The organism is Psychrobacter sp. CX14 (assembly GCF_057396205.2).
Genome location: NZ_CM183187.1, coordinates 1,606,114 through 1,629,832 on the forward strand (window position 1 = coordinate 1,606,114; position 23,719 = coordinate 1,629,832).

Consider the following 23,719-nt stretch of genomic DNA (forward strand, 5'->3'; position numbering starts at 1 on the left):
GCGCAAATCCTAGGATTTGCGCTTTTTGGTGTAATGGACAAAATTCAGGCTGAGACCCCCTTTAAAGCTATATACTATAAGTATTTGCAAGGATTGAAAGCCATGAATCAAAAAACTGCCCTTTTTGTGGTGAAAAACACACGAAAAAGAATGGTTATAAATCAGGGAAACAGCAGTACAAATGCCTTGTTTGTAATCGGCAGTTTTTAGGTGGCAGGCGGCTCAATAATACAACTTTGTGGCAAGAATATACTCAAGGTAAACAGACTTATAAACAACTTGCTCATAAGTATGGCTGTAGCATAAAGACCATACAAAGGCGACTAGATACAATTGAGATAAAGTCACTTAATAAGCTACCTACTCGTGCCAACATAGTGATGGACACGACCTACTTTGGTAGAACATTTGGCTTAATGGTATTTCTCGACTATACAAGCAAAGCGGTATTACACCACCGTATTATTCACTATGAGACCAACGCTCTGTATAAACTGGGAATAGAGCATATAAAATCACAAGGCATTGATATCACTAGCATTACTTGCGATGGAAGACGAGGTCTTAATGCTTTGTTTAAAGATATACCGATACAAATGTGCCAGTTTCATCAACTACAGATCATCACTCGATACTTAACTCGTAGGCCTCAAAATATCGCAAGTATTGCACTTAGACAGCTAGCTTTAAATATAAAGGATTATGATAAGACAACGTTCATTCAAGCTCTAGATAGTTGGTATTTGACTCATGAGGACTACTTAAATGAGCGTAGTACCAATATAGATACTGGTAAGACTTGGTACACCCATAAGCGTCTTAGAAGTGCTTATAGAAGCTTGCGAGTAAATAGTGATTGGTTATTCACTTCTAGAAAATTAGATGACTTAAACATTCCAAATACAACTAATTCTCTAGAAGGTTTGTTTAGCGAGTTAAAACGCCAATTAAGCAGTCATAATGGGCTCAATAAACAACGTAAGCTTAAGTTTATTAACAACTTTTTAATGACATACTCTGCAGGTTAGCCTGAATTTTGTCCATTAGAGACTAACCGCTCGTTTTTAGCCTGAATTTTGTCCATTACACCCGCTTTTTTATATTGAGTTGTTTAATCTATGTTAATTGGCTAATCCATACTAAATCATAGTCTAATTCATCTAGACTACCTGACAGTAAGGGTAGTTAGAATTATCCTAATGCACATTAGCCTCTGTCGCATTAGAAGTCGCTACCATCTGGGTCGATTGTGTAGGAGATTCAATACTATGGGCTTTCTTATAATGGTATTTACCCACAGCCATTAACGACAGCGTACCGATGACCACAACCAATAAGATAAGCACTGGGTTTTTCCAGAAAGGCTGGGTTGTTGGTTTCATAGTTGTCGAACTTGTCTTAGACTTAGGCGCTATTTTTGTCTCAGGATTATTGTCCATAAACCCAAAGCTTACCAATGGTCTTGATGGCGGCTGAACAGGTTCAGGCGCAATTTTTAGACGGTTGCGGCTTAGATAAATATCTGAAATCTTGGCTAACTGTAGTAACCAGCGCTGATAAGGCAAGGTCACATCGTCAATAGAACAAAAAGTAAGAACGTCACTATTATTGGCCTTATCGACAATTAGCTGATCGCTGTCCACCATGCTAGGCTCAATCATATCACTATTAGGCACACGTCCGATAACTTTGGCATAGTGCGGCATTTGTACAGACTCGCTAGGGACTTTCACTGCAGGTAACTTGCAGCGTGTTAAGTCGTGCCACCGCATATCAAAGTCAGGTGCCTTGTATATACTACTATTACAGGACTCATTGTCATTAACACGGCTTTGAGGGTCACGTGATAGTCTTAAAAACTGAGATTGCTGATGCAGCCACTGGTCTATCTCATTGGCATCTAAATGAGCAAAATCAACTAAAATAGCCAATTCACGTAAGCACAATAAGGTCAGTGCACCAAGCAAAGGACGAACCTTATTGGTCGGCAAGCTTGCCAACTGAGCGAGACGCTGACACACAGCTTTTTGAATGTCAGTGGTGACAAATAAGGTTTCAGACATGCTTTGGCCGTGCTGCATGGCCGTCTTCATGGTTTTTGAGTTGAACGCATTATGTTTGCGCAACTCTTTTATCTGGCTGCGGCACAGTAATTTTTTGATTACGGCATTAGGTCCCTCTACTTGATTATAAGCAAGGAGCGCACTGGTTATGGCTTGAATGCCATTTTCAATTAGGATTCTAGCTTGTGGCAGGGAGATATTACCAAAGTCCGCTACCACAGCATCGATAGGCTGAGTATCCTCAAAAAGAAAGTCATAAATTGACACGCGAGTTGGTAAAAGAGCTGTCATAAAGTCTACTAGTTTGCAGGATTTGAAGATATCATAAGGGCGATTAACTCTATATACAACCCTAATGCATCTATATTATTGGTAATAAGTAGGATTTATATATTCCATAGTTAACTAAGGTGATTCATTTATGTCCATGTTGCAACAATCCTCTCAATCTTTAGATAGTCGAGTGAATAAGTTTATTGTGGTCAATATTGCTGATCAGACGTTATCTCTTTATGTCATTGATTCAGCCCAATCTATGTTACTAAATTGTCAATCACAAGCAGTGGATAAGCAAGTAGCCAGTCGTGAGCTAACCGGCTCTAGGTTAGAGTTATCTAGTCTTAATCAGGACAATCTTATTTGCACTTTTAGTGTGTCTACTGCCAAAAATGGCATTGGTAGCTTGGAGGGTACAGGGTGCACACCATTAGGTCATCATATTATCGCAGATAAAATAGGTGGTAATGAGGTTGAGGGCAGTGTATTTGTTGGGCGAATGCCAACAGGGGAGGTCTATAGTCAAAAGCTTGCAGAGGATAACCCAGACAGAGATTGGATATTAAGTCGTATACTTTGGCTAAAAGGGTGCGAGCCGGGCATTAATCTGGGTTCAAACGAGCAGGGGTGCTGTGATACTTATCGGCGCTATATTTACATCCATGGTACGCCAGATACAGAACCAATGGGTACGCCGTACTCTCATGGCTGCGTGCGTATGCGTAACAGCGATATCATCTGGTTATATGAACAGGTAGCAGAGGGCACGTCTGTTCATATTATTGCCGAATAGTCTACAGGCCACTTATCATTTTTTGTTTAAATAACTTCTGTTACAAGGACAATAAGTGGCTTTTTAGATTAGAGCTTACTGACTACCAAAATACAGGCGCAGCGCTGACTTCTTTCAGGCATTCTGCACATTCCTGACTGGCATGTGCCTCTTGTGCGGTAAAGTAGCCAACCGCAAACCAAGCATTAGGGTCTTTTAGCGCTTTTTCTGCATAGAAGATATGCCCAACGATATTATCATTGTATTCACCCAACACTTCTTGGGCAGGCTCTAAGTATTTTAAGAAAGCTTTGGTCTGCTTCTTTTTATACATAGGGCGCACAAACTCAGACACATAACGTAAGCTCTTTAAACGTTTACGTACATCATGCTGCTCATCAATGGTTAATTCAGCAAAGTGATTGCTAGCTTTACTAATCTTCTTATATAGTTTTTTCAAGATAACCGTAGTGGCTTCTTTAGCAGAGGTTTTATTGCTAACTTTGTCGTCTTTTGCACGGCTCATCGTATATTCAATAAGCTCTAACAAAGTTAGCTGGAAATCATTGGCGCGTACGGCATCAATTGGCATCACCGCTAAATTTTCACGTTCGCTTGACCAATCCACAAAGGGAGCTCCAACCGCTTCGAGCATAGGTTGAGTCTTCGTTTGTAGCAGTTCTCTATCTCGGAACTCACCTAATAAGCTAAAAGTTTGCTTTAAGATAGGCATCCATTCTGGGTTAATCTCTGATGAGAAATCGCCGAAGAACTTCAATGCGGTACGTAAGCGGCGAATGCCAACACGTAACTGATGCACATGAGTTCCATCTTGACTACCGGCAGCGATGGCGCTGGCATTAGGTAGAATTTGAATCATGCAGTTATGTACCACAGCACGGATAAATTGAGGCTGGCTCATCTTGTCATTGACAGATAATTGTTTTAGGTCTGCTTTGGTGGCATCGGCAAACTCTTTGTCTTCTAGTAATAAGCCGCCGCGCTCTGCTTTAGTCACGGTCGATATGCAAAGCTGATAGCGTTTACACCAAGTCTTAGCGATTTCAAATAGATAGCTGACCTCGCCCTCTACTAATTCAAACTCAATTTCATGAATCGGTTGAGTGATTTGGCTATCTTCACCATGAACCACTTTACCTTCATCGTACGCTACCTCAATGACGTTACTGTCTTTTTTGATAAGACGGGTGGTGCGCTCAATATCGGTCACATATTGGCGGGTTAAGGCATTACCTTCTTCATCTTCTTTATTAGCCGTCAGCTTATTAATGGCTTTGGCTGTCTTCGTATCCTCATAGAGTGATAAATCAGGATATAGGTTGTCTTGCTCTAAGGCGGTCGCAATTTGATCATCGTCTAATTTGTTATTTTGCTCGCCACGAGAGGCCATACCATCGCCATTCGACTTTAAAGTTTGCACCCAAATATCGCCTTCTTTACGGATACGTAATGCCATACCTGAATTGGCAAGAGCATTGGTTGGCGTATCGAAGTAATGAGCGGCTAGCTGTGAGGTAATCGATGATTTAATTTTTGCCTGACGCATTAGGGCATCAACTTTGTAGTCAGGCACTAAAAATTTCAGTTCTATCTCTTGCATGGCGTATCCTTGAGTCTTCAATAAAGAGTGGGGCGTAAGGGATTATTGTCGTTATAAACACTAAAATAGACCGTAAAATGAATGGTCTATACAATTAGTCAATATCCTAGGATAAGTGATTAACAATAACAAGCGAATTAACATGACATATTGATGACAGTGCACTGTTATTAAGTTAATTTCAATGAATAATTAAAATAAATATGAAAAAATGCCTTACCAATGGAATGACAATACGCTAAGCTGATACTATATTAAGATAGGCTTAAACATCATTAAAGGCTGATTGTGTGAAAATCATAATTAATCTCTCTTCTTTGCTCTTTATAGGTTGTAAATTTTTGCCATGACTCATAATAAATCTTTAGCTTCAGATGCTCTTATTGATAGTAATCAACATAATAATCTGTATTTTGCACCGTCTCTTTATAAGCAGGCAACTAAAGCAGCACTAACCTCGGTTGTTCTTGCCAGCATTGTCCTGTTGAGTGGGTGTAGTCAAGCAGAAAAAGAGGATTACGCATCAGAGGATAGTTATGAAGTCACTCAGGAAGCAGGCTCTAGTGGGGATTCTTTAGATGCTGCTCAATTAAACGAAGAGAATCTATCGGTAGAAAATTTAGGGAGTGATACTGAGGCACAATTAGGCAGTGAAGCGGCAGATATCCGAATTGCTGGCAAGCAGCTGATGATTTCAGCCTCTGCAGATTTTGAAGTCGATGATGTGGTCAAAACTAGGAATACCATTGAAACCTTGACTATGCAACAAGGCGGATACGTTGCTCAAAGTAGCATTGCCAATAATCAAATAGACAGACAGACTTTTGTGCAAGGTGATAAAGATATTACACTGATTACCTATGCGCGCCATGCTAATATGATTGTGCGTGTGCCAAGCTCGAAGGTCAGCGACTTTTTACGTCAAGTACAAAAACAGGTGAAGTTTTTAAATCAGCAGCAATTTAGTGCTCAAGATGTCACGCTAGACTTGTATCGCGAGAAGCTATCGGCAGAGCTAAATGGTGAGATGGCAAGTGAGCTCAATAAAGAGCGACTCAATAGCGATAATGAGAAAGAGCAGGCGGGTAATGTAGATGCTATTTCGGCCACTTATTCTGCACGTCAGCGTGAACAATATGCACAGCTTGAGCGCATGGCAATTGCTGATAAAGTCAAATATAGTGTTTTGGAGTTAAATTTCTCGCAGCCTAACAGCGTCTATAAACAGATTACCCCTAATCTTGAAAGTCTCATTCAGGCTGATCAGCCGACCTTTGCACAACAAGCTAAACAGTCGTTTGTGGCAGGGTGGGAGATTATCAAATCGGTGGTGCTGGGTATTATAATGCTGTGGTGGCTATGGCTGATATTATTAGTTGCTTATGGTCTCTACCACGTGTTTAGAAGGGCTATGATTAAGTTTTACAAGGATGATAAGGGTTCTGATAATCATACCTCACAATAGCTTTAATCTTTAGAACTGACCATTTGTCCTAAGTTTTCTCTTATAGTCTTATAAATCTTCAATAGAGGGCTAAGCTTATTTATAGTCAGCCAACTACTAAACGATTGCGACGTTAACCTTGCTAAACCTTCACTTGTCGTACTTACACTCGATGTCTTATAAACATTTTAGACTTCTCTAACTTTAGAATATAGAGTCATTAAAAGTTAATAATATTAAACATAAAAAAGTCGCTCTAACCGAAGTTAGAGCGACTTTTTGTTCAATGAAGAACTAAGAGTCTTTTATAAAGAGTTCTTAGAACTGGTTCATTGTGTTTTTCTCGCCGCCAGCTTTAAGTGCATTATCACCAGAGAAAATCTCTTTGTGATCATCACCTAAGTCTGAACCAGCCATTGCTTGGTGCTTAACGCAAGCGATACCTTCACGGATCTCTTTACGTTGTACGCCAGCTGCATAAGCAAGCATACCGTCTTCACCGAAGTAGCCTTTAGCAAGTTCATGAACGCTAAGAGCAGTTGTGTGGTAAGTAGGTAGCGTGATTAAGTGATGGAATACACCGGCTTCACGAGACGCATCTTTCTGGAAGTCCTTCGCAGCTTGGTCAGCAGCAGCATCAAGTTCAGTACCGTCATAATCAGCACTCATCAAGTTGTTCTTATCGTATGCTGAGATGTCTTTGCCTTCTTCTTCCCATTTAGCGATAACTTGCTTACGGAAGTTAAGCGTCCAGTTGAACGATGGGCTGTTGTTGTATACAAGCTTTGCTTTAGGCTCTTGCTCTTTAATACGGTCAACCATCATTTTGATATGTTCAACGTCTGGCGTTGGTGTTTCAATCCATAGTAAGTCTGCACCGTTTTGAAGAGCTGTAACACAGTCAAGTACAACACGGTCAATGTTAGTACCTTCACGGAACTGATATAGACCGTTTGCTAGACGAACTGGGCGAACTAATTTACCGTCACGTTTCAATAATACATCGTTCTCTTTTGCATCAGCGATGTCGATTTCTTCAACGTCAATGAAGTCGATGTACTGAGAAGCAAGATCGCCTGGCTCTTCAGATACTGGGATCTTCTGAGTTAATGATGCGCCTTCAGAGTCAGTACGTGCAACGATAACACCATCGTCAACGCCTAGCTCTAAGAATGCATAACGGATAGCGTTAAGCTTAGAGATGAAGTCTTCATGAGGAACCGTTACTTTACCCGCTTGGTGACCACACTGTTTTGCATCAGATACTTGGTTTTCGATTTGGATAGCACAAGCACCAGCCTCGATCATTGCTTTAGTTAGCAAGTAAGTTGCTTCTTCGTTACCGAAACCTGCGTCAATGTCAGCGATGATTGGCACAACATGTGAATCAAAGTTTTCGATTTTAGCTTCGATTTCTGAAGTATCTTGACCCGCTTCTTTAGCAGCGTTAAGCTCGCGGAAGTAGTCATTTAATACTTTAGCATCTGCTTGACGTAAGAAAGTGTAGATTTCTTCGATAAGAGCAGGTACAGTTGTTTTTTCGTGCATTGATTGGTCAGGTAAAGGACCTAGCTCAGAGCGTAGTGCCGCTACCATCCAACCTGAAAGGTAGATGTAAGTTTTTGAAGTAGTACCAAAGTATTTTTTCTTAGCATACATTGTTTGTTGAGCAACAAAACCATGCCATGCACCTAGAGACTGAGTGTACTTAGAGGTGTCTGCATCATACTCTTCCATATCTTTACGCATGATAGCAGCAGTGTATTTAGCGATATCAAGACCAGTTTTGAAACGGTTTTGAACCATCATACGTGCAGCATCAGATTCGCTGATGTTCTGCCAGTTGCCATGCTTTGCTTTGATTTCACGGATATGGTCAATAGCTGATTTATAAGTTGACATCAATTGTCTCCTGATTGGGGATGGATTAGGTGAAATAAATACTGCTTACTACAAGCTATATTTTAACTAGTAAATAAGACCGTTTTATTTAACTCACTTTCAAATACGAGATTGATACTAATAAATTATCAGCAAATCTCGGAATATAATTGTAAAACTTGTAAATGTTTGTTTCTAAAGTAAATCTTTATATCGAAGTTTAACGAAAATATAGATTATTTAAATAATAGTATTAAATCACTATGCCCTTAGAACTTGGTAAACACTATAACTACATTACTAGAATTTATCTAGTTTATGACGGTTATCTTGGGTATTTATTTAAATTATAGTACAATGGTAATAACGGATAGAAGGTCATTTAGGGCATAGAAATAGACACTTAAATAAGACGTAAATTATAAATTATGATTTGACTTTACACCTTTAATGGATGTCAATCAAATTTATCTGGTTGCTAGTAATCCCTTGGTCAAACCTTTTATCGAATCACTTAATTCTTATTCATTGGATTAAACAAATATAGATTATTAGAGAGCTTTATGAATTTACAACGGGTCGATTTAAACTTACTGGTTAATCTAGATGTTTTATTGCGTGAAAAGAATGTCACGCGTGCCGCTGAGCAATTGGGTATTACCCAGCCAGCCATGAGTAATATTTTACGCCGATTGCGTAAGCTATTTAATGACCCTTTATTGGTTCGCTCATCAGAGGGTATGACGCCAACAGAGCGGGCATTAGAATTACAACCAAGAGTACGGGAAATCTTAGCGGAGCTTACTCAGCTGCTTGAGCCACGTACGGAGTTTCGTCCTTATAGCACGTCACGAGTGTTCCGTATTATGACCTCAGATTACGCTGAGGCAACCTTGGTTCCGCGCTTAGTAAAAGCGCTGCGCTCTGAAGCCCCGAACGTTATTTTGGATTTCTTAACCCCGTCAGATGTGTCCTACCGTGACATGGAGCAGGGGCGAGTTGACTTAGCAATCAACCGCTTTAATGAGATTCCGCAAAGCTTTCACCAAGTATTGGTATGGCGTGATACGTTTAGCTGCCTGTTGTCAGCAGACAGCCCGTATGCGCACCGTTTTAACCTCAAGAACTATCTAAAAGCACAACATGTTTGGGTATCCAAAACCGGTATGGGTGTAGGCTTTGGGGTTAATCCGGATAAATCAGGCGGTCTAGGGTCTATTGACCAAGCATTACAACGTTTGGGTCAAAAGCGTCAAATTAGTGTCTTTACCCGTCATTATCAGATGCCAGCAATGCTCGCTGCGAACAAGGATTTAATTGCCACTTTGCCGACTCGAGTAGCACGTATGCAAGCGACCAATGACAGCATTGTCTTAAAAGAGCCACCGTTCTTTATACCAGAGTTTGAGCTAACGATGGCATGGTCGCCATTGTTACAGCATCATCCAGCACACAGATGGCTACGTCAATTAATCATGCATGTAGCGCGCCAGGTGGTCGCTGATGAAGAAATCAATGAAGACGAGATTCCGATGATAAGCCATTTATTTTAGTGACTTATTATATGCCCTAATAGGCACTAATAGATTATATGCCTTAATAGACACCAATAGGCACCGAAAACGTGCTCTGTATACTTATATTATATTAGCTGTGATTAGGCTCTTTACAGAGCCCGAAATAAATTAGGGAAATTAATACATTACTTACAGTTGATTACAGCTCATTAAATGACATTATCAGCCTAGCTGTTATTCTTATAAATGTAACCGGTAAATAGTTATCAATAACAAGGTTTTGCACATAAAAATATATAGTCGAATTATCATAACAAGAATAACAAGAGTCACGATGGTAATTTAGAGGGACGTTATATTTACCTTCTATTGATGCCAATAAAAATAGCGTCATCAGGTTATGGCTACCTTGTCTGTAGCTACCTTCTCAATTAAATACGTTAAAAATAAGGATAATAATCATGGTAGATATTACAACAGTAAACCCATATACCAATGAAGACATCAAATCTTATGATTATATGACTCAGGACGAAGTTGATCAGATTATTAATGAATGTCATGAAGCGTTTCTAGATTGGCGTTTGAAATCATTAGATGAGCGTGCCAAAGTGATTAATTCTATTGGTGAGTCACTAATGAAGCACAAAGAAGAGCTTGCTGAAGTGATGACCAGAGAACGTGGTAAAACTTATCAACAAAGCTTGCAAGAAGTAGATATTTGTAAAGGTATTTGTGACTTTACGGCTCAAACAGGTCCTGATCACTTAGCGGATGATATCCGAGAAGTAGAAGGTATGGATAAGGGTATCGTTACTTATCAGCCTATCGGTATCATTTATGGTATTCAGCCTTGGAACTATCCTGCGTACCAAGTATTCCGCTACACCATTGCCAACTTAATGGCTGGTAATGCTATTTTGTTAAAGCATGCGTCAAACGTGACAGAATCTGGTCAAGTTATTGAAAAGATCTTACATGACTCTGACTTACCTAACGCACTATTCCGCGCACTAATCATTAACCATGATCAGTCAGAGAAAATCATCAATAATGACAAAGTACGCGGCGTTACTTTAACGGGTAGTGATGGTGCAGGTAAAATTGTTGCTCAGCAAGCAGCTAAAGTGTTGAAGAAGACAGTGATGGAGCTTGGTTCAAATGACGCGTTCATCGTATTAGATGATGCTGATTTAGATCTTACTGTTAAGACGTGTGCTTATGCACGTTTATATAACAATGGTGAGACCTGTGTGGCCGCTAAACGCTTTGTGGTTGTCGACAGCGTTTATGATGAGTTCCGTGAGAAGCTGATTAAAGAGTTTGAATCATACAAAATCGGCGATCCAATGGATGACTCAACTGATATTGGTCCCTTATCAATGAAGCAGCAAGTCGAGACAATCGAGAAACAAGTGCAAGAAAGTGTCGACAAAGGTGCTAAGAAAACTGTTTGTGGTCAAGTTCCTGAAGGTTCAACAGGTAACTTTTTCCCACCAACTATTCTAGAGAATGTAGAGCCAGGTCAGCCTGCCTATGATGACGAGCTATTTGGCCCAGCAGTTGCGCTAATTCGTGCAAAAGATACAGACGATGCTATGCGTATTGCAAACGATAGCCGTTATGGTCTTGGTGGCGGTATCTTCACTAAAGATGAAGACAAAGCTATCGAATTGGCTACGAAGTACTTTGACACCGGTATGGTTAACATTAATGGTTACGGTCTAGTAAATCCACTGTTGCCATTTGGAGGCGTTAAAAACTCTGGTTATGGTCGTGAGCATGGCGGCTCTGGTATGAAAGAGTTTGTGAATGAGAAAACATTGTTTGTGATTAACAAAGCACCTGTTTAATCATTCGGTCTAGCTTTATAGATTTATATTCTTGACGGTAAAGCCCTCGATACACGTTATCGGGGGCTTTTTTATGCGATATATTAGGGCCTGTTTAGAATTCATTTACGGAACTGACATAGACTACTTTTTAGTCATCTCGACGCATAAAATAGTAAGCTCAGTTGTTCTAAGCGTCTATTTTAGACTAAGAGAGGGCAGAAAATAGTCCTGTCCTGCAAGGCTGATGCTAAAATCGCCCTAGATGTCGTTGTAAATCTAGCTAAGGTCTAGACATTATCGTCGATTGACGCCTAATCTAGAACGATTGTAGCTATCAGCAGTTCTAATAAATGAATTCTATACAGGCCCTTATCTCTTGTCTATCGCTCAGTGTAAGTAGGTATGACTTCCCCTTAGAGTTGGCATCAGCGAATTAAGTTCAACTCCTAGCCCTAATTTTGCTAGAATCTTAACAACCATCATTTAACGCATTATAAAGAATGATTATTAGCCAAACTGAGAATAGCGGTAATGAGTAATCTAATCAAAAAAACAGCTTATGTGAGTCGTAATTTACTCAGTACCCTGCGAAATTATATTTTAGTGATTCTAATATTGTTAGGATGGCAGCTTTGTGTGCAGTTTGAGCTCATTCCAGACTATCTATTACCTTCGCCCTTGCAGATTGCATGGGCTTTTGTAGAAGACTTTCCATTGCTGATGGAGCATGCCAAATATACATTGGCAACGGCCTTTATCGGCACCGCAATCGGTCTAATTATTAGCTTTGTTTTGTCGATTTGTATGGATTTATCTAAAACGGTAAAAGAGCTGGTTTATCCGGTTATTCTGCTTAATCAAACCATTCCAACCATTGCGATTGCACCGCTGCTTATTATTTGGCTTGGCTACGGTATAACGCCCAAAGTTGTGCTGGTGATATTAGCGGTCTTCTTTCCGATTACCATTGCCTTGATTGATGGTTATCAATCGGTCAGTCGTGAACATCTTAATCTGTTCAAATCGATGCAAGCTTCTAAGTATCAGTTGTATCGCCATCTTAAGATTCCCTCTGCGATGGGCTCTTTTTTTACCGGACTGAAAGTGGCATTGTCTTATGCGCTTATCTCCGCCGTGATTGCAGAATGGTTAGGCGGCTATCATGGGCTAGGGGTCTATATGACTCGAGTACGCAAGTCGTATGATTTGGACAGTATGTTTGCGGTCATTTTTCTGATTAGCTTTTTGACTGTGCTTCTCATTGGCCTAGTAAAATGGCTTGAGAAACGGGTACTTAAGCATAACTTTTTATAGATTTTTCTGTTTTTTCTTCATTTATTAAGGTGGTTTACTGTGTCATTTATCTCTTTTATCTCTTTTAATTGTTTTAATCAGCAAAAGCAAAGTCGTACTTATATAGGTATGGCTGTGTTACTGGCTGTTATTGCACTGCTTGCCCTTAGTGCCTGTCAGCCCAAATCAGACACTAAAACCGCAAAAAATGGCGAGCCGCTTACGGAGTTTGTTATTTCACTAGATTGGGTGCCCAATACCAATCACACCGGTCTGTATGTGGCACAAGATAAAGGTTATTTTACAGAACAGGGTCTGGATGTGAAAATTGTCCAGCCAAGCGAAGACAGTGCATCAACGTTAGTGGCTAATAAGCGTGCTGATTTCGGGATATATTTTCAGCCAAATATGGTGAAGCGTCTCGAAAAGGATGTTCCTATAACCGCAGTGGCCGCAATACTTCAACACAATACATCAGGATTGTTAGCATTAAAATCGTTAGGGGCGCAGTCACCTAAGGACTTAAATGGTAAGCGTTATTCAACATGGGAAGACCTAATCGATGATGCGACAGTAGCGCATATTGTGGGTAATGACTTGGTGAAAATCCCAGGCGAAGCCACCGATGCGAGCGTAGCACTACGTATGAATCAGTTTGATTATATTTTAGCTTTTTATGGTTGGGATGGCATACATGCTGACCTTCAAGGGGTGGACACCGATTTTTTCTATCTGAAAGATTACGAGCCCGCTTTTGATTACTATTCGCCAGTGATTATTGCCAACAATGATCTTTTAGCCAATAAACCAGAGTTGGCCAAAAAGGCATTGGCTGCTATCAAACAAGGCTATACCTATGCCGCTGAGCACCCAGAAGAAAGTGCAGAAATCTTAGTCAAATATGCCCCTGAGACCAATAAAGAGCTTGCAATAGCCAGCCAAAAATATGTTTCCTCATATTACTTAGATGACGATGGAGAGTGGGGTAAATTTGATTATGACCGCTGGGACAGATTCTTTGATTGGGTATATCAAAATGGGCTGATTGATAAGCCACTAGAACCGCAAGCAGGTGTGAGTAATGACTATTTATAAGTACACTCATATAAAGCTTATTCGCCCTATTAAAGAGCTGCGTTGATTATGGAAAATGTATTGGTATTAGAAGGCATTACCTATGCCTTTGAACAAAAGCCGATATTTGAAGACTTAACAATTACCGTCGCCAAAAATGACATCGTTAGTATCGTGGGTGCTAGCGGAGTGGGTAAGACTACCTTGTTTAATATCGCTGCCGGTCTGCTAGTGCCCAGTAGCGGCAAAGTATTTATCAACGGCAAAGAGACCACGGGGCAGGCAGGCACCGTTGGCTATATGCTACAAAAAGACTTACTGCTGCCGTTTAAAACCGTTTTTGATAACATTGCGTTGCCCTTGACTCTAAAGGGATACAGTAAAGCGAAGATTGCAAATATTGTCAATCCGCAACTGGTGCATTTTGGTTTAGAAGGACTAGAACATCAATACCCGCAAACCTTATCAGGCGGGCAGCGTCAAAGAGCAGCCTTGTTGCGTACTTATCTAAGTGACAATCCTATTATGCTGTTGGATGAGCCCTTTTCTGCGTTAGATTTTGTGACCAAAGATGAGATGTATCATTGGTTTGGTAAACTGCAAAAACGCTTAGAGCTGACTTGTCTGATTATTACTCATGATATTGACGAGGCAATCTATTTATCTGATTATCTATATGTCTTAAAAGGTGCACCCGCGCAATTTACTGAGAAGTTTGCCATTCCCAAAACAGAGGGCTTTTTGGACAGCCAAGAGTATTTGGCGTTAAAGAAGCAGATATTGGTAGCGATTCAGGCCTAAGCGACTTATGTATAACTCATTCTTAGGAAGCAGTCATGTTCGGGATTGAAAACTACTGGGGATTTATTGCTGCCTGCGTGCTGTTAAATCTAACACCTGGTACAGACACGTTATACATTATTATGCGCAGTATTGCGCAAGGTAGGGAAGCAGGACTGCTTTCTGCTTTAGGGATTATTTCAGGGATTTTGGTACATACGGTGCTGGCTGCTTTAGGATTATCAGTGCTGTTATCCAATTATCCTCTGGCGTTTATGACTGTAAAATACATCGGTGCACTGTATTTATGTTATCTGGGTATTAAAATGCTAATAACCAAGCAAACCGCACTTGTGGCAGAGAGTCTAGATGCTAATATTAGCCCTACAGCGCGTAATAAAGCGTTAAGCTTTGTGCAAATTTATAAGCAAGGGGTGTTGACCAATGTGTTTAACCCAAAAGTCGCACTGTTTTTTCTTGCCTTTTTTCCGCAGTTTATTGATTCAACTTACGCGAATGGTATGGTATCGTTTTTGATGTTGGGACTGACATTTGCGGCCACCAGTTTGATTTGGTGTCTCAGTGTCGTACTATTGGCCTCTGTCTTTAGCAGTAAGCTTAGAGCCAATCCAGCCATCGAAACGTTGCTTAACAAAATCAGCGGTATAGTGTTTATTGGCTTGGGCGTTAAATTAATGACAGCCAAGCCTTAAATTGGCTAATACAAATAAGAAAGCCCAAGTCTTAGACTTGGGCTTTCTTATTTGTAATACGACAGACAGAGAGAACAAATTAGCTGTCTAGCCAAAGCTTCAAAGGCAACGTCGGCAAGTAGGGGACAGGTTCTACTTGCGTATTAATGGCTTCGATATCTAACACCCCTTTGGCAATTAACAAGATAGTCCAAGGCAAGATTTGATGCTCAAGCTTTTGTACGCGCTTTTGCAGGTCGGTCGCAGATTCGTTTTTATCAACACTTAGCATAGCCTGTGTCAATACTTGACCGGCATCAAGCTCTGCAGTTACCACATGCACACTACAGCCATGATGACAGTCATCTGACTCTAATACACGCTGATGTGTATCGAGGCCTTTGTACTTAGGCAACAAAGATGGATGCAAATTAATCATAGGTGCAGGAGCAGCATTGATAAAATCAGCACTAAGCACACGCATAAAGCCGGCAAGTACGATTAAATCAGGCTGCCATTCGTTTAGCTGAGCGCTGGCATGACGTTCAAACGTCTTTATCCCCATACGCTTGCCAGCATTCTCGCCCTCAGTAATGTGAGAGAACACTGCTGTATTAATATCCGCTTGCTGTGCACGCGTTACCGCATAGGCTTCTTTGACATTGCTAATAATGCCCACAATCTCAATTGGCAAGCTACCAGCCTGCATGGCATCAATCAAGACTTGCAGATTGCTGCCACTGCCAGAGACCAAGACCGCGACTTTCAAAGCTTTGGTAGATGAGTCTAATAACATATTAAGCGTACACCACAGCAGTATCAGCACGAGTGATGATTTTGCCTAGTTTAAAGGCTGTTTCACCCGCATCATTTAAGATATCCACAGCTTGTTCCGCTACGTCTGCTGGTACAACGACCACAAAGCCAACACCGCAGTTAAAGGTACGGTACATCTCTGATTGCTCGATATTACCGTGCTTTTGTAACCAGTTAAATAGCTCAGGCATCTCCCAGCTATTAGTGTCAATTTTTGCTGCAAGTGTTTCTGGTAATACGCGTGGTAAGTTTTCAGTGAAGCCGCCGCCGGTGATATGTGACATGGCGTGTAGTTTGCCATTACCAATCTGTTTTTGTAGCGCTTGAATGGCTTTTACATAAATCTTAGTCGGTGCCATTAGCGCATCAGCAATAGGCTTGCCATCTAAGGTTTCATCAGAGTTAGCAATATCAACGCCGCTGACTTCGATAACTTTACGAATAAGTGAGTAGCCATTTGAGTGCGCGCCACTTGAAGTAATACCTATCAGTACATCACCCTCAGCAACGTTTTCGCCCGTGATAACTTCTGCTTCTTCAACCACGCCCACGCAGAAGCCCGCTAAATCATAGTCGTCATCTTGATACATACCCGGCATCTCAGCAGTTTCACCGCCGATTAGCGCACAGTTTGATTGTTTGCAACCTTCACCAATACCAGTGACCACATCTGCTGCGGTATCGACATCAAGCTTACCTGTAGCATAGTAATCTAGGAAGAATAAAGGCTCTGCACCGCACACAAGCAGATCGTTCACACACATAGCGACTAAGTCGATACCAATGGTGTCATGACGATTTAATTGTAGGGCAAGCTTCAGCTTAGTACCCACGCCGTCAGTACCTGATACCAATAGTGGTGACTCATAGCCTTTCGGGATACGGCATAGGGCACCGAAGCCGCCAAGACCGCCAACAACTTCAGAGCGGGTAGTGGCTTTGGCAACAGATTTAATGCGCTGTACTAGGGCATCACCTGCATCGATATCGACGCCCGCATCTTTGTAGCTCAAAGACGTGGTATTGGCTTTGGTGGTTGAATTAGTAGAAGCATTAGAATTTGGATGGCTCATGGTAGCAGCAGACCTTATAAGCAAATGTGTGGGGTATGACACATTGGAGTATTTAAATAACGATAGCGGCAAACTTAAGATTAATAACCAGCGAGTTAAAGGATTTTAGCCTCTACATGATTACTAAAATAAAGCTGCCAAAAAATGTTACTAAGTATGGCGGGTAATTATAGCATCTTAGCGAACAAAAATTGTGTGTTGGCATTATACGCAAAAACACATAGTGCGCAAAATGAAACGTGGATTTATTATGCTTAAAAACAAAAAATGACTAAAATTTAGTTAAGCTTTACTCTAATAAACCGTATCATAGTTACAACTATGAGATAAATTTAAGTAACTATTAAATTCAACAGTCATTAATGATTAGAGTTTAATTAATCGTTAATTTGAGTCTGATTTAAACGACCGTTGACTTGAACCGTTATTAAACTGGATAACGAACAAGTCACTAGATCTATTAAACAGTTTACTATTAGCTCGGTGGCCCATCTTATCTATATCAATATCAAGCTATATATTTAGCGATAATGTATCTAGAGTGTAGAGGGCGTTTGTTAATGATTCATTGCATAACGAAAAGTGTTTCGTTGTGACTTCAATAAAGAGAATAAATATGCAGGTTGCAAATATAGATCCTTTCTTCAAACGACTGGCTATCGTGGTAGCCATGGTGGTGTTTTTATATTTAATTTATTTATTAATTCCCGTCATTATCCCGTTTGTTTGTGCTTTTATTTTGGCATATTTATTCAATCCACTTGTCACTAGAATGTCGCGATATGTTCCGCGCTGGCTGTCGATTATTGTTGTTTACGCTGTGATTTGTGTGGGATTGGGTGTCTTATTATGGTGGCTTATTCCAATGCTTTGGCTTCAGCTGCAAGCAGGCTGGGAGTATGCGCCTAGAATGGTGCAGTGGTACAATGAGGAAGTACGTACTTGGATCAATCAGTTTAGCCGCTTTAATTTACCACCACTTGATAGCCAAATCGTCTCTAATACATTCATTGAGTACTTAAATGAGAACTACAATGTCGAGGATGCACAATCTCTAGCCGTTCAGGTGCTAAGCTCAGGCATGACAGTTATTAATAATGCAGGGCTTGTGGTATTGGTGCCTATTTTGACCTTCTACTTCTTATTCAATTGGGATGAGCGCTTAAGAACGTGGCGTCAAGCACTACCTGCAGCCAGTGCAGATAAGATTGTTGAGATTGCTCATGACTGTGATGAAGCGCTTATGGCGTTTATCAAAGGTCAGCTACTTGTGATGATCTTGCTTGGTGTGGTGTATGCGGTACAGCTACAGCTTATTGGCTTAGAGCTTGGCTTGATTATCGGTATGGTCGCAGGTGTTGCAAGCTTTGTACCTTATCTAGGCTTTGGTATTGGCTTTATTGCTGCCATTATTGCGGGTCTATTCCAATTTGGCCTTGATTGGCTACAGTTAGGCTTAATCGTCGGTGCCTTTTTGGTTGGTCAGGCTGTTGAAGGATATGTTCTTCAGCCATTATTGCTTGGCGATAAGATTGGTTTATCCCCATTGTGGGTTATCTTCTCTGTGTTGGCAGGTGCCGCCTTAATGGGCTTTGTGGGTATGTTAATTGCTCTGCCGGTATCCGCTATTTTGAATGTGCTGTTCCACCACGCTTATGAAGCCTATAAAAAGACAGAGTTTTATAAAGGCAGAAAACAGTACCGTTTATTTAGATAAGCATCTTTTTAATAAAAGGTTTATGACAGCGTATCGCAATAACCAGTATGGCTACCACGAGGGTAGCCATTCATTAAAATGACATTTAAGACTGGGCAATAGCCAAACTAACGACAGCGTTTAATGCGTTATTTTATTGATAACATGCTTGACTTAATAAAGCATTGCCCACTAATGACATATTATTGTTATCAAAATTGTGGTATAAATATGCGTTATGAAGAGATATATCGAGCCGAGATACTAGCCTGATGACAAATCAATTAAGTTTAAATCTGGAAGTTAAGAGAGATGCTAGCCTGAGCGATTTTTCGGGGCCAGGCTGGTCGACTTTAATCGATGCTGTACGTCAACTACATATTGGCTTAATTGGTCAAATGTATATCTACGGTAGTGCAGCAACTGGAAAAACCCATCTTTTATCTGCCATATGCGAATCGTATATGGAGATGGGTAAAACGGCCATTTGTTTGTCTTTAAAAGAACTGATTAGCACTGATGTCGGGGTGCTTGCCTCATTAGAAAGCTTTGATTTGGTAGCCATTGATGATTTGGAAGCTATTCGTAATAGACGCGACTGGCAAGAAGCTATTTTCCATCTAATTAATCGTAGCCGTGAAGGACAGGGGCAGCTTATTTTTGCCGCCAAAACACCGGCGGCAAATCTGCCTTTTGAGCTGCCAGATTTATTAACTCGCTTGATTCAGTCGCCTGCATTTCGAGTACCAGAAGGTCATGATATTGCCGATAGAAAGGCCATGCTTGAATCGGTGATGCGCCGTAGAGGGTGGCAGTTTGACTCTCGAATTACTGAGCATTTACTTAATGAAGGGCCGCACCGTATTGGCGGTATGTTAGATGTGCTACAGGCAATTCAGCCGCTATTCTCTAATCTTAATCGCGCTCATGTGTCAAAAGCGATTATTAGTGAAGCCATTGCTATGATTGATGAACACACATTAATGGCGGAGCTTGAAGACATTCATCAAGAAGCGCAGAAAGATTATTTATCGAAGTCCGAGGAGAATGGGACGTATCGCGATAATATGAGTTTTAACTTTTAATATTGTTCTTCAATGCATACCTTATTCATTTTAGACTAACTTTTGATTTATCTATATAATTTAAATTTAATCCAAAATTTATTAATAAGTAAGTTATTTAACCACGCCATATAAACGAATTACTCAAATATTATTGGAACCTAAGGTCTTTGATTATGATAAACAACTCAAACAAAAGTATATTTAGACAATTAACAGTATTTTGTAGTATTAGCTTGCTAACGGCCGCTGTAGCGCATGCTGAAGTTAGTTTGAAAGTGGACGAAAATATTAAAGTTACCGCTATAAATGGCCAAACTTTTAATTCAAGCCCGTTTCAAGCCTTTAAAAAGGACTTTACATTGCAGCCTGGTAAACATGTCATAACGGCTAAATATGATCGGTTATATGATCTGCGCCATGATGAGCATGACTATCTTCACTCAGCGAATGTCACTGTAACAGCAGACATGCAGGACAATCAAACCTATCGTTTGACCATGCCAGGGCAACCTGAGAAGTATGAAGAGGCTAAGGAGTATGCTAAAGCACCAACATTAGCGGTTGTAAAAGGCTCGAATGTTATCGCTGAAGCTCAGGGTTCAGATAGCAGCGGTGGTTTATTCTCAGGTATTACCTCAATCTTCGGTGGAGGTGATGCCCAGGCTGATAATCAAAGAGCGATTGCAGCGATTAACTCACAGCCATCAACTACGACTGTCAGTAATAACCGCACTGTTTCAGCACCTGTTGCTGCCGTATCTACCCCCGCTCGTAGCAATAGCAATAATGCGCCAGCCAACGCCAATACGTTAGACAATTTTATGCAGCTTTGGTTACAAGCATCACCTCAAGAGCGTGAAAAGATTCGTCAGTGGGTTGACCAATAAATTACTATTGTCGAATAGTGCTTAGCTAAACTAGTTTTAAGTACTAAGTTTAGACAACAAAAGCCCCTATTAGCCTTAAGTTAGAAGAGGTTAATAGGGGCTTTTTTTATTTTCAGAATTTGTTTGTCTTACGCTATTTTTTGTAACTATATTGTTAATTTTAACCAGTTTGTAATAAAAATTATCTAACCTAATCAAATGGTTACATGGGTTTTTAGAATCTTTCACTATGTAATCAAGGTAAATAAGGGCAAAGTTCTAGGGTAATGATATTCATAACGGTGGACTTTAAGTAAATAGCAAGCCATGAAAGTAAATAGCAAGCCGTGAGCCATATAGCATAACATCTCTATTATTGAATCATCATTACGCTATAGCCTTCATATTTATAGACCACGTTTATAACTTAAGGGGTGAGCTTATTATGAATACGATTCAAAAAGTAGCAACAAAAGAGACGCAAGGGCAAGGGACGTTGGTTAAGCAGAGTATTAAGAGCGCTCGGCAAGTTACGGTTAGCTTAGGTATTTTAAGCCTGAGCCTTTCGGTATCAGCGCTTGCTGCGACATCTTCAGAGGCTAATAAACTTGAGCGTCTCACCCATGGCAATTATTTAGAAGGTATGGTAACGCCTTCTAAGATTTTAGAAACAGACTTTAACAACCCTGCAAATAATTCCATTTTACTGACAAAAAATAACAACACCGTCGGCCCGGTAGCGGCTTATGCTGTAATGCCAAACTCGGGCACCAAAATCGAGACTTATCCACAAACACCAAAGCTAAATCCTAAGCTGCCTATTATTAAAGTGACGCACGGCTCAGACCATCTTAAAGCCAATGTGCTTAATCCAAACCCTGTGTGTAATGCGTTAGAAGATCGCCGTACGGTGGTTTACCGAGTGACTGATAACTGGCTACCTGTGGGCACCGTGTCTACTTACAATCAAACCAACGGCGACATTCCGCTCACACAGACCACAGCAAAAACACAGACGATTAATATCTCTGTTAATGGCAGCCAAACAGAAACAACCAGTATTAATTTAGGTGGTAATATTTCTGGTGGTTCGAATGGTACGACCGGTACTGGTAGCACGGGGATTGCGTATTCGTTGGCGCGTCAAATAGGCGGGCAAGCTTCTTATTCCCTGTCTTGGAATGTGGGTCAAAATATCGGTCCTTATAACGTGACAGCCGGTTATACCGGTGAAGCGAGTTACGGTTTCCGTGCAGTGAATATGACAGGTACACAGCAGCATTGTCTGTTAAACGGCACTTGGTCGACGCCAACTGCATGGCGCGCCTTTGTACCTATCAAAAATGAAGTGCGTGTCAGCATGTATAGCAACCCAGCTGACTCAGTGGACACCTCCGCGCCAGATTGGAGCTTTGTGGCACCCACGCCTAAGCCTGCCGAAAATGTGGATATGAACGCACCATTATTGACACAAGAGCTAGACTTACAGCCTTATATGACTGTATCTGGCATGAAAGCAAAAGGTTTTGCAGGTTCTACTGCGCTACATGTCAAAAACGTGGGTTTAAAAGATTATTATGGTGAATTCCCTGTGGTTAGCTTCTTAGTTGAGGTTAAAACCGCCAGTGGTCCTGAAGGGGTAGACCGCGTTATCACCCCTTCATGGTTTAAGGGTGCTTATGTACAAGATTTAGGTTTTGACAAAGAAAGCTCAACCCGCTCGTTCTTGGTAACTTTATCAAACCCAATTAACGTTGGTGATGATGTTACTGTCGCTGCTTTTAGCTTTAATGATGGCTTAACCAAACTTGGTAGAATTGAGAACTACATCAAAGTCTCTCAGGTTGGCCGTGTGGCTGGGGATGAGAGCTACTATAATGACTTATATGTTGACTCTAGAGCCACAACCTTGAATGACTTTGGTAACCCAATCGAAGGTGTTTTCTAAGGAGATGTTTTCTAAAAGTTTATTTCTTAGGATTGGTTATTCAAAAGCATTGAATTTAGATATGTAAGCTAAAGAGACAGTCAATCATAAGTCGTAAAAGAAAAGCGTTCTTATACTCGATAATTGGGTATAAGGACGTTTTTTGTGTGAGTTTGGTGGAGCTCTAGTTTTACCCCATTTGTTTTGTTACTATTATGACAAGCGTATCATTTAAGATTGCGTGTGGTATGATTGATATTAATAAATAAACAAAAATAAGGATGAACAGATGGCTCATTTACGTCTAGGTGATGATGCACCAAACTTTGATGCACCAACCACAGAAGGTGATATTAATTTTTACGATTGGGCAGGCGATAACTGGGTTGTTTTCTTTTCACATCCAGCTGACTTTACGCCAGTATGTACCACTGAGCTTGGCCGTGCAGCCGCATTAAACGGTGAGTTTCAAAAGAGGGGTGTGAAGCCAATTTGTATCTCTGTTGATAATGTCGAAGATCACAAAGCATGGTCAAACGACATTGGTGAGACGCAAGGCACGCCAATGAACTTTCCAATTATTGGTGATGAAAACAAAAAAGTCGCTGAACTCTACGATATGATTCACCCAAATGCGGCAACAACGCACACAGTACGTAGCGTATTTATTATCGATCCAAAAAAGAAAGTTCGTTTGATTCTAACGTATCCTGCAAGCGTGGGTCGTAACTTTGATGAAATCCTTCGTGCAATTGATGCTCTACAGTTAACAGATGAGTATAACGTTGCAACGCCTGTTGACTGGAAAGAGGGCGATGACGTTATCATTCCACCAAGCATCAAGACAGAAGATATCTCAGAAAAAGATTATCCAAAAGGCTTTACTGAAATTAAACCTTACTTACGCACCACGCCTGCACCCAACAAATAATGCCTTAGCGCTGTGTCTAATTTAGAATTGACGCCGCATGCTAATTGATTGGTTTGATGCAAAAAGTCTCACTGTATGATTACTGTGAGGCTTTT

At 40.7% G+C, this 23,719-nt stretch carries 19 protein-coding genes; 14 read left to right on the top strand and 5 right to left on the bottom strand.

Going from position 1 to position 23,719, the window contains the following annotated elements; translation table 11 throughout:
* Positions 1–92 precede the first annotated feature (92 nt).
* Entirely contained in the window at positions 93–1,028 is a 936-nt protein-coding gene (locus AC2SLO_RS06620) for an IS256 family transposase, variant Zn-binding type (RefSeq protein ID WP_495637099.1), read from the top strand.
* Between the two features lie 168 nt (positions 1,029–1,196).
* On the opposite strand, the gene AC2SLO_RS06625 is transcribed toward AC2SLO_RS06620, so the two are convergent.
* Positions 1,197–2,354 carry a hypothetical protein gene (locus tag AC2SLO_RS06625; RefSeq protein WP_486541409.1) on the bottom strand — a complete coding sequence of 386 codons (1,158 nt, stop codon included), beginning with the start codon at positions 2,352–2,354 and terminating at the stop codon, positions 1,197–1,199.
* A 244-nt stretch (positions 2,355–2,598) separates the two neighbouring features.
* On the opposite strand from AC2SLO_RS06625, the gene AC2SLO_RS06630 reads away from it, so the two are divergent.
* Entirely contained in the window at positions 2,599–3,132 is a 534-nt protein-coding gene (locus AC2SLO_RS06630; RefSeq protein ID WP_486541425.1) for a L,D-transpeptidase family protein, read from the top strand.
* Between the two features lie 82 nt (positions 3,133–3,214).
* On the opposite strand, the gene AC2SLO_RS06635 is transcribed toward AC2SLO_RS06630, so the two are convergent.
* Positions 3,215–4,732, bottom strand: coding sequence for a CYTH and CHAD domain-containing protein (locus AC2SLO_RS06635; protein ID WP_486541407.1), 1,518 nt, complete (start codon positions 4,730–4,732; stop codon positions 3,215–3,217).
* 346 nt (positions 4,733–5,078) lie between these two features.
* On the opposite strand from AC2SLO_RS06635, the gene AC2SLO_RS06640 reads away from it, so the two are divergent.
* The gene (locus tag AC2SLO_RS06640) at positions 5,079–6,197 is read left to right on the top strand and encodes a DUF4349 domain-containing protein (protein WP_486541405.1); all 1,119 of its coding nucleotides are present in this window, start codon (positions 5,079–5,081) and stop codon (positions 6,195–6,197) included.
* Positions 6,198–6,494: 297 nt separating this feature from the next.
* Here the strand turns inward: AC2SLO_RS06640 and AC2SLO_RS06645 are convergent, their stop codons facing one another.
* Entirely contained in the window at positions 6,495–8,078 is a 1,584-nt protein-coding gene (locus AC2SLO_RS06645; RefSeq protein ID WP_486541403.1) for an isocitrate lyase, read from the bottom strand.
* Positions 8,079–8,620: 542 nt separating this feature from the next.
* On the opposite strand from AC2SLO_RS06645, the gene AC2SLO_RS06650 reads away from it, so the two are divergent.
* The 6 genes from AC2SLO_RS06650 to AC2SLO_RS06675 all read left to right on the top strand — a co-directional run bounded on the left by AC2SLO_RS06650 (position 8,621) and on the right by AC2SLO_RS06675 (position 15,269).
* Entirely contained in the window at positions 8,621–9,610 is a 990-nt protein-coding gene (locus AC2SLO_RS06650) for a LysR family transcriptional regulator (RefSeq protein WP_486541401.1), read from the top strand.
* 425 nt (positions 9,611–10,035) lie between these two features.
* Positions 10,036–11,427 (top strand): NAD-dependent succinate-semialdehyde dehydrogenase, encoded by a 1,392-nt coding sequence (locus tag AC2SLO_RS06655; protein WP_486541399.1) that lies wholly within the window; start codon positions 10,036–10,038, stop codon positions 11,425–11,427.
* A 618-nt stretch (positions 11,428–12,045) separates the two neighbouring features.
* A complete protein-coding gene (locus tag AC2SLO_RS06660; protein ID WP_486541397.1) occupies positions 12,046–12,723 on the top strand; it encodes an ABC transporter permease in 678 nt (225 codons plus the stop codon).
* 108 nt (positions 12,724–12,831) lie between these two features.
* Entirely contained in the window at positions 12,832–13,797 is a 966-nt protein-coding gene (locus AC2SLO_RS06665; protein ID WP_486541423.1) for an ABC transporter substrate-binding protein, read from the top strand.
* Positions 13,798–13,845: 48 nt separating this feature from the next.
* Entirely contained in the window at positions 13,846–14,577 is a 732-nt protein-coding gene (locus AC2SLO_RS06670; protein ID WP_486541395.1) for an ABC transporter ATP-binding protein, read from the top strand.
* Between the two features lie 35 nt (positions 14,578–14,612).
* Positions 14,613–15,269, top strand: a complete 657-nt coding sequence (locus AC2SLO_RS06675) for a LysE family translocator (protein ID WP_486541393.1) — start codon at positions 14,613–14,615, stop codon at positions 15,267–15,269.
* Between the two features lie 79 nt (positions 15,270–15,348).
* Here AC2SLO_RS06675 and purN read toward each other — a convergent pair whose 3' ends face one another.
* Both purN and purM read right to left on the bottom strand, forming a co-directional pair.
* Positions 15,349–16,044 carry a phosphoribosylglycinamide formyltransferase gene (purN, locus tag AC2SLO_RS06680; RefSeq protein WP_486541391.1) on the bottom strand — a complete coding sequence of 232 codons (696 nt, stop codon included), beginning with the start codon at positions 16,042–16,044 and terminating at the stop codon, positions 15,349–15,351.
* A gap of 1 nt (position 16,045) precedes the next feature.
* Positions 16,046–17,137, bottom strand: coding sequence for a phosphoribosylformylglycinamidine cyclo-ligase (gene purM / locus AC2SLO_RS06685; protein ID WP_486541389.1), 1,092 nt, complete (start codon positions 17,135–17,137; stop codon positions 16,046–16,048).
* Positions 17,138–17,753: 616 nt separating this feature from the next.
* Here purM and AC2SLO_RS06690 point away from each other — a divergent pair.
* From AC2SLO_RS06690 to AC2SLO_RS06710, 5 genes are all read left to right on the top strand, one after another.
* On the top strand, positions 17,754–18,854 hold the full coding sequence (locus AC2SLO_RS06690) for an AI-2E family transporter (RefSeq protein WP_486541387.1): 1,101 nt from the start codon (positions 17,754–17,756) through the stop codon (positions 18,852–18,854).
* A 251-nt stretch (positions 18,855–19,105) separates the two neighbouring features.
* Positions 19,106–19,918 (top strand): DnaA regulatory inactivator Hda, encoded by an 813-nt coding sequence (gene hda, locus AC2SLO_RS06695; RefSeq protein ID WP_486541385.1) that lies wholly within the window; start codon positions 19,106–19,108, stop codon positions 19,916–19,918.
* 155 nt (positions 19,919–20,073) lie between these two features.
* On the top strand, positions 20,074–20,787 hold the full coding sequence (locus AC2SLO_RS06700; protein WP_486541383.1) for a DUF2057 family protein: 714 nt from the start codon (positions 20,074–20,076) through the stop codon (positions 20,785–20,787).
* Positions 20,788–21,211: 424 nt separating this feature from the next.
* Positions 21,212–22,714 carry a hypothetical protein gene (locus tag AC2SLO_RS06705; protein ID WP_486541381.1) on the top strand — a complete coding sequence of 501 codons (1,503 nt, stop codon included), beginning with the start codon at positions 21,212–21,214 and terminating at the stop codon, positions 22,712–22,714.
* Between the two features lie 268 nt (positions 22,715–22,982).
* Complete coding sequence (locus tag AC2SLO_RS06710; protein ID WP_486541379.1) at positions 22,983–23,624, top strand: peroxiredoxin; 642 nt, start codon at positions 22,983–22,985, stop codon at positions 23,622–23,624.
* Positions 23,625–23,719: the final 95 nt, after the last annotated feature.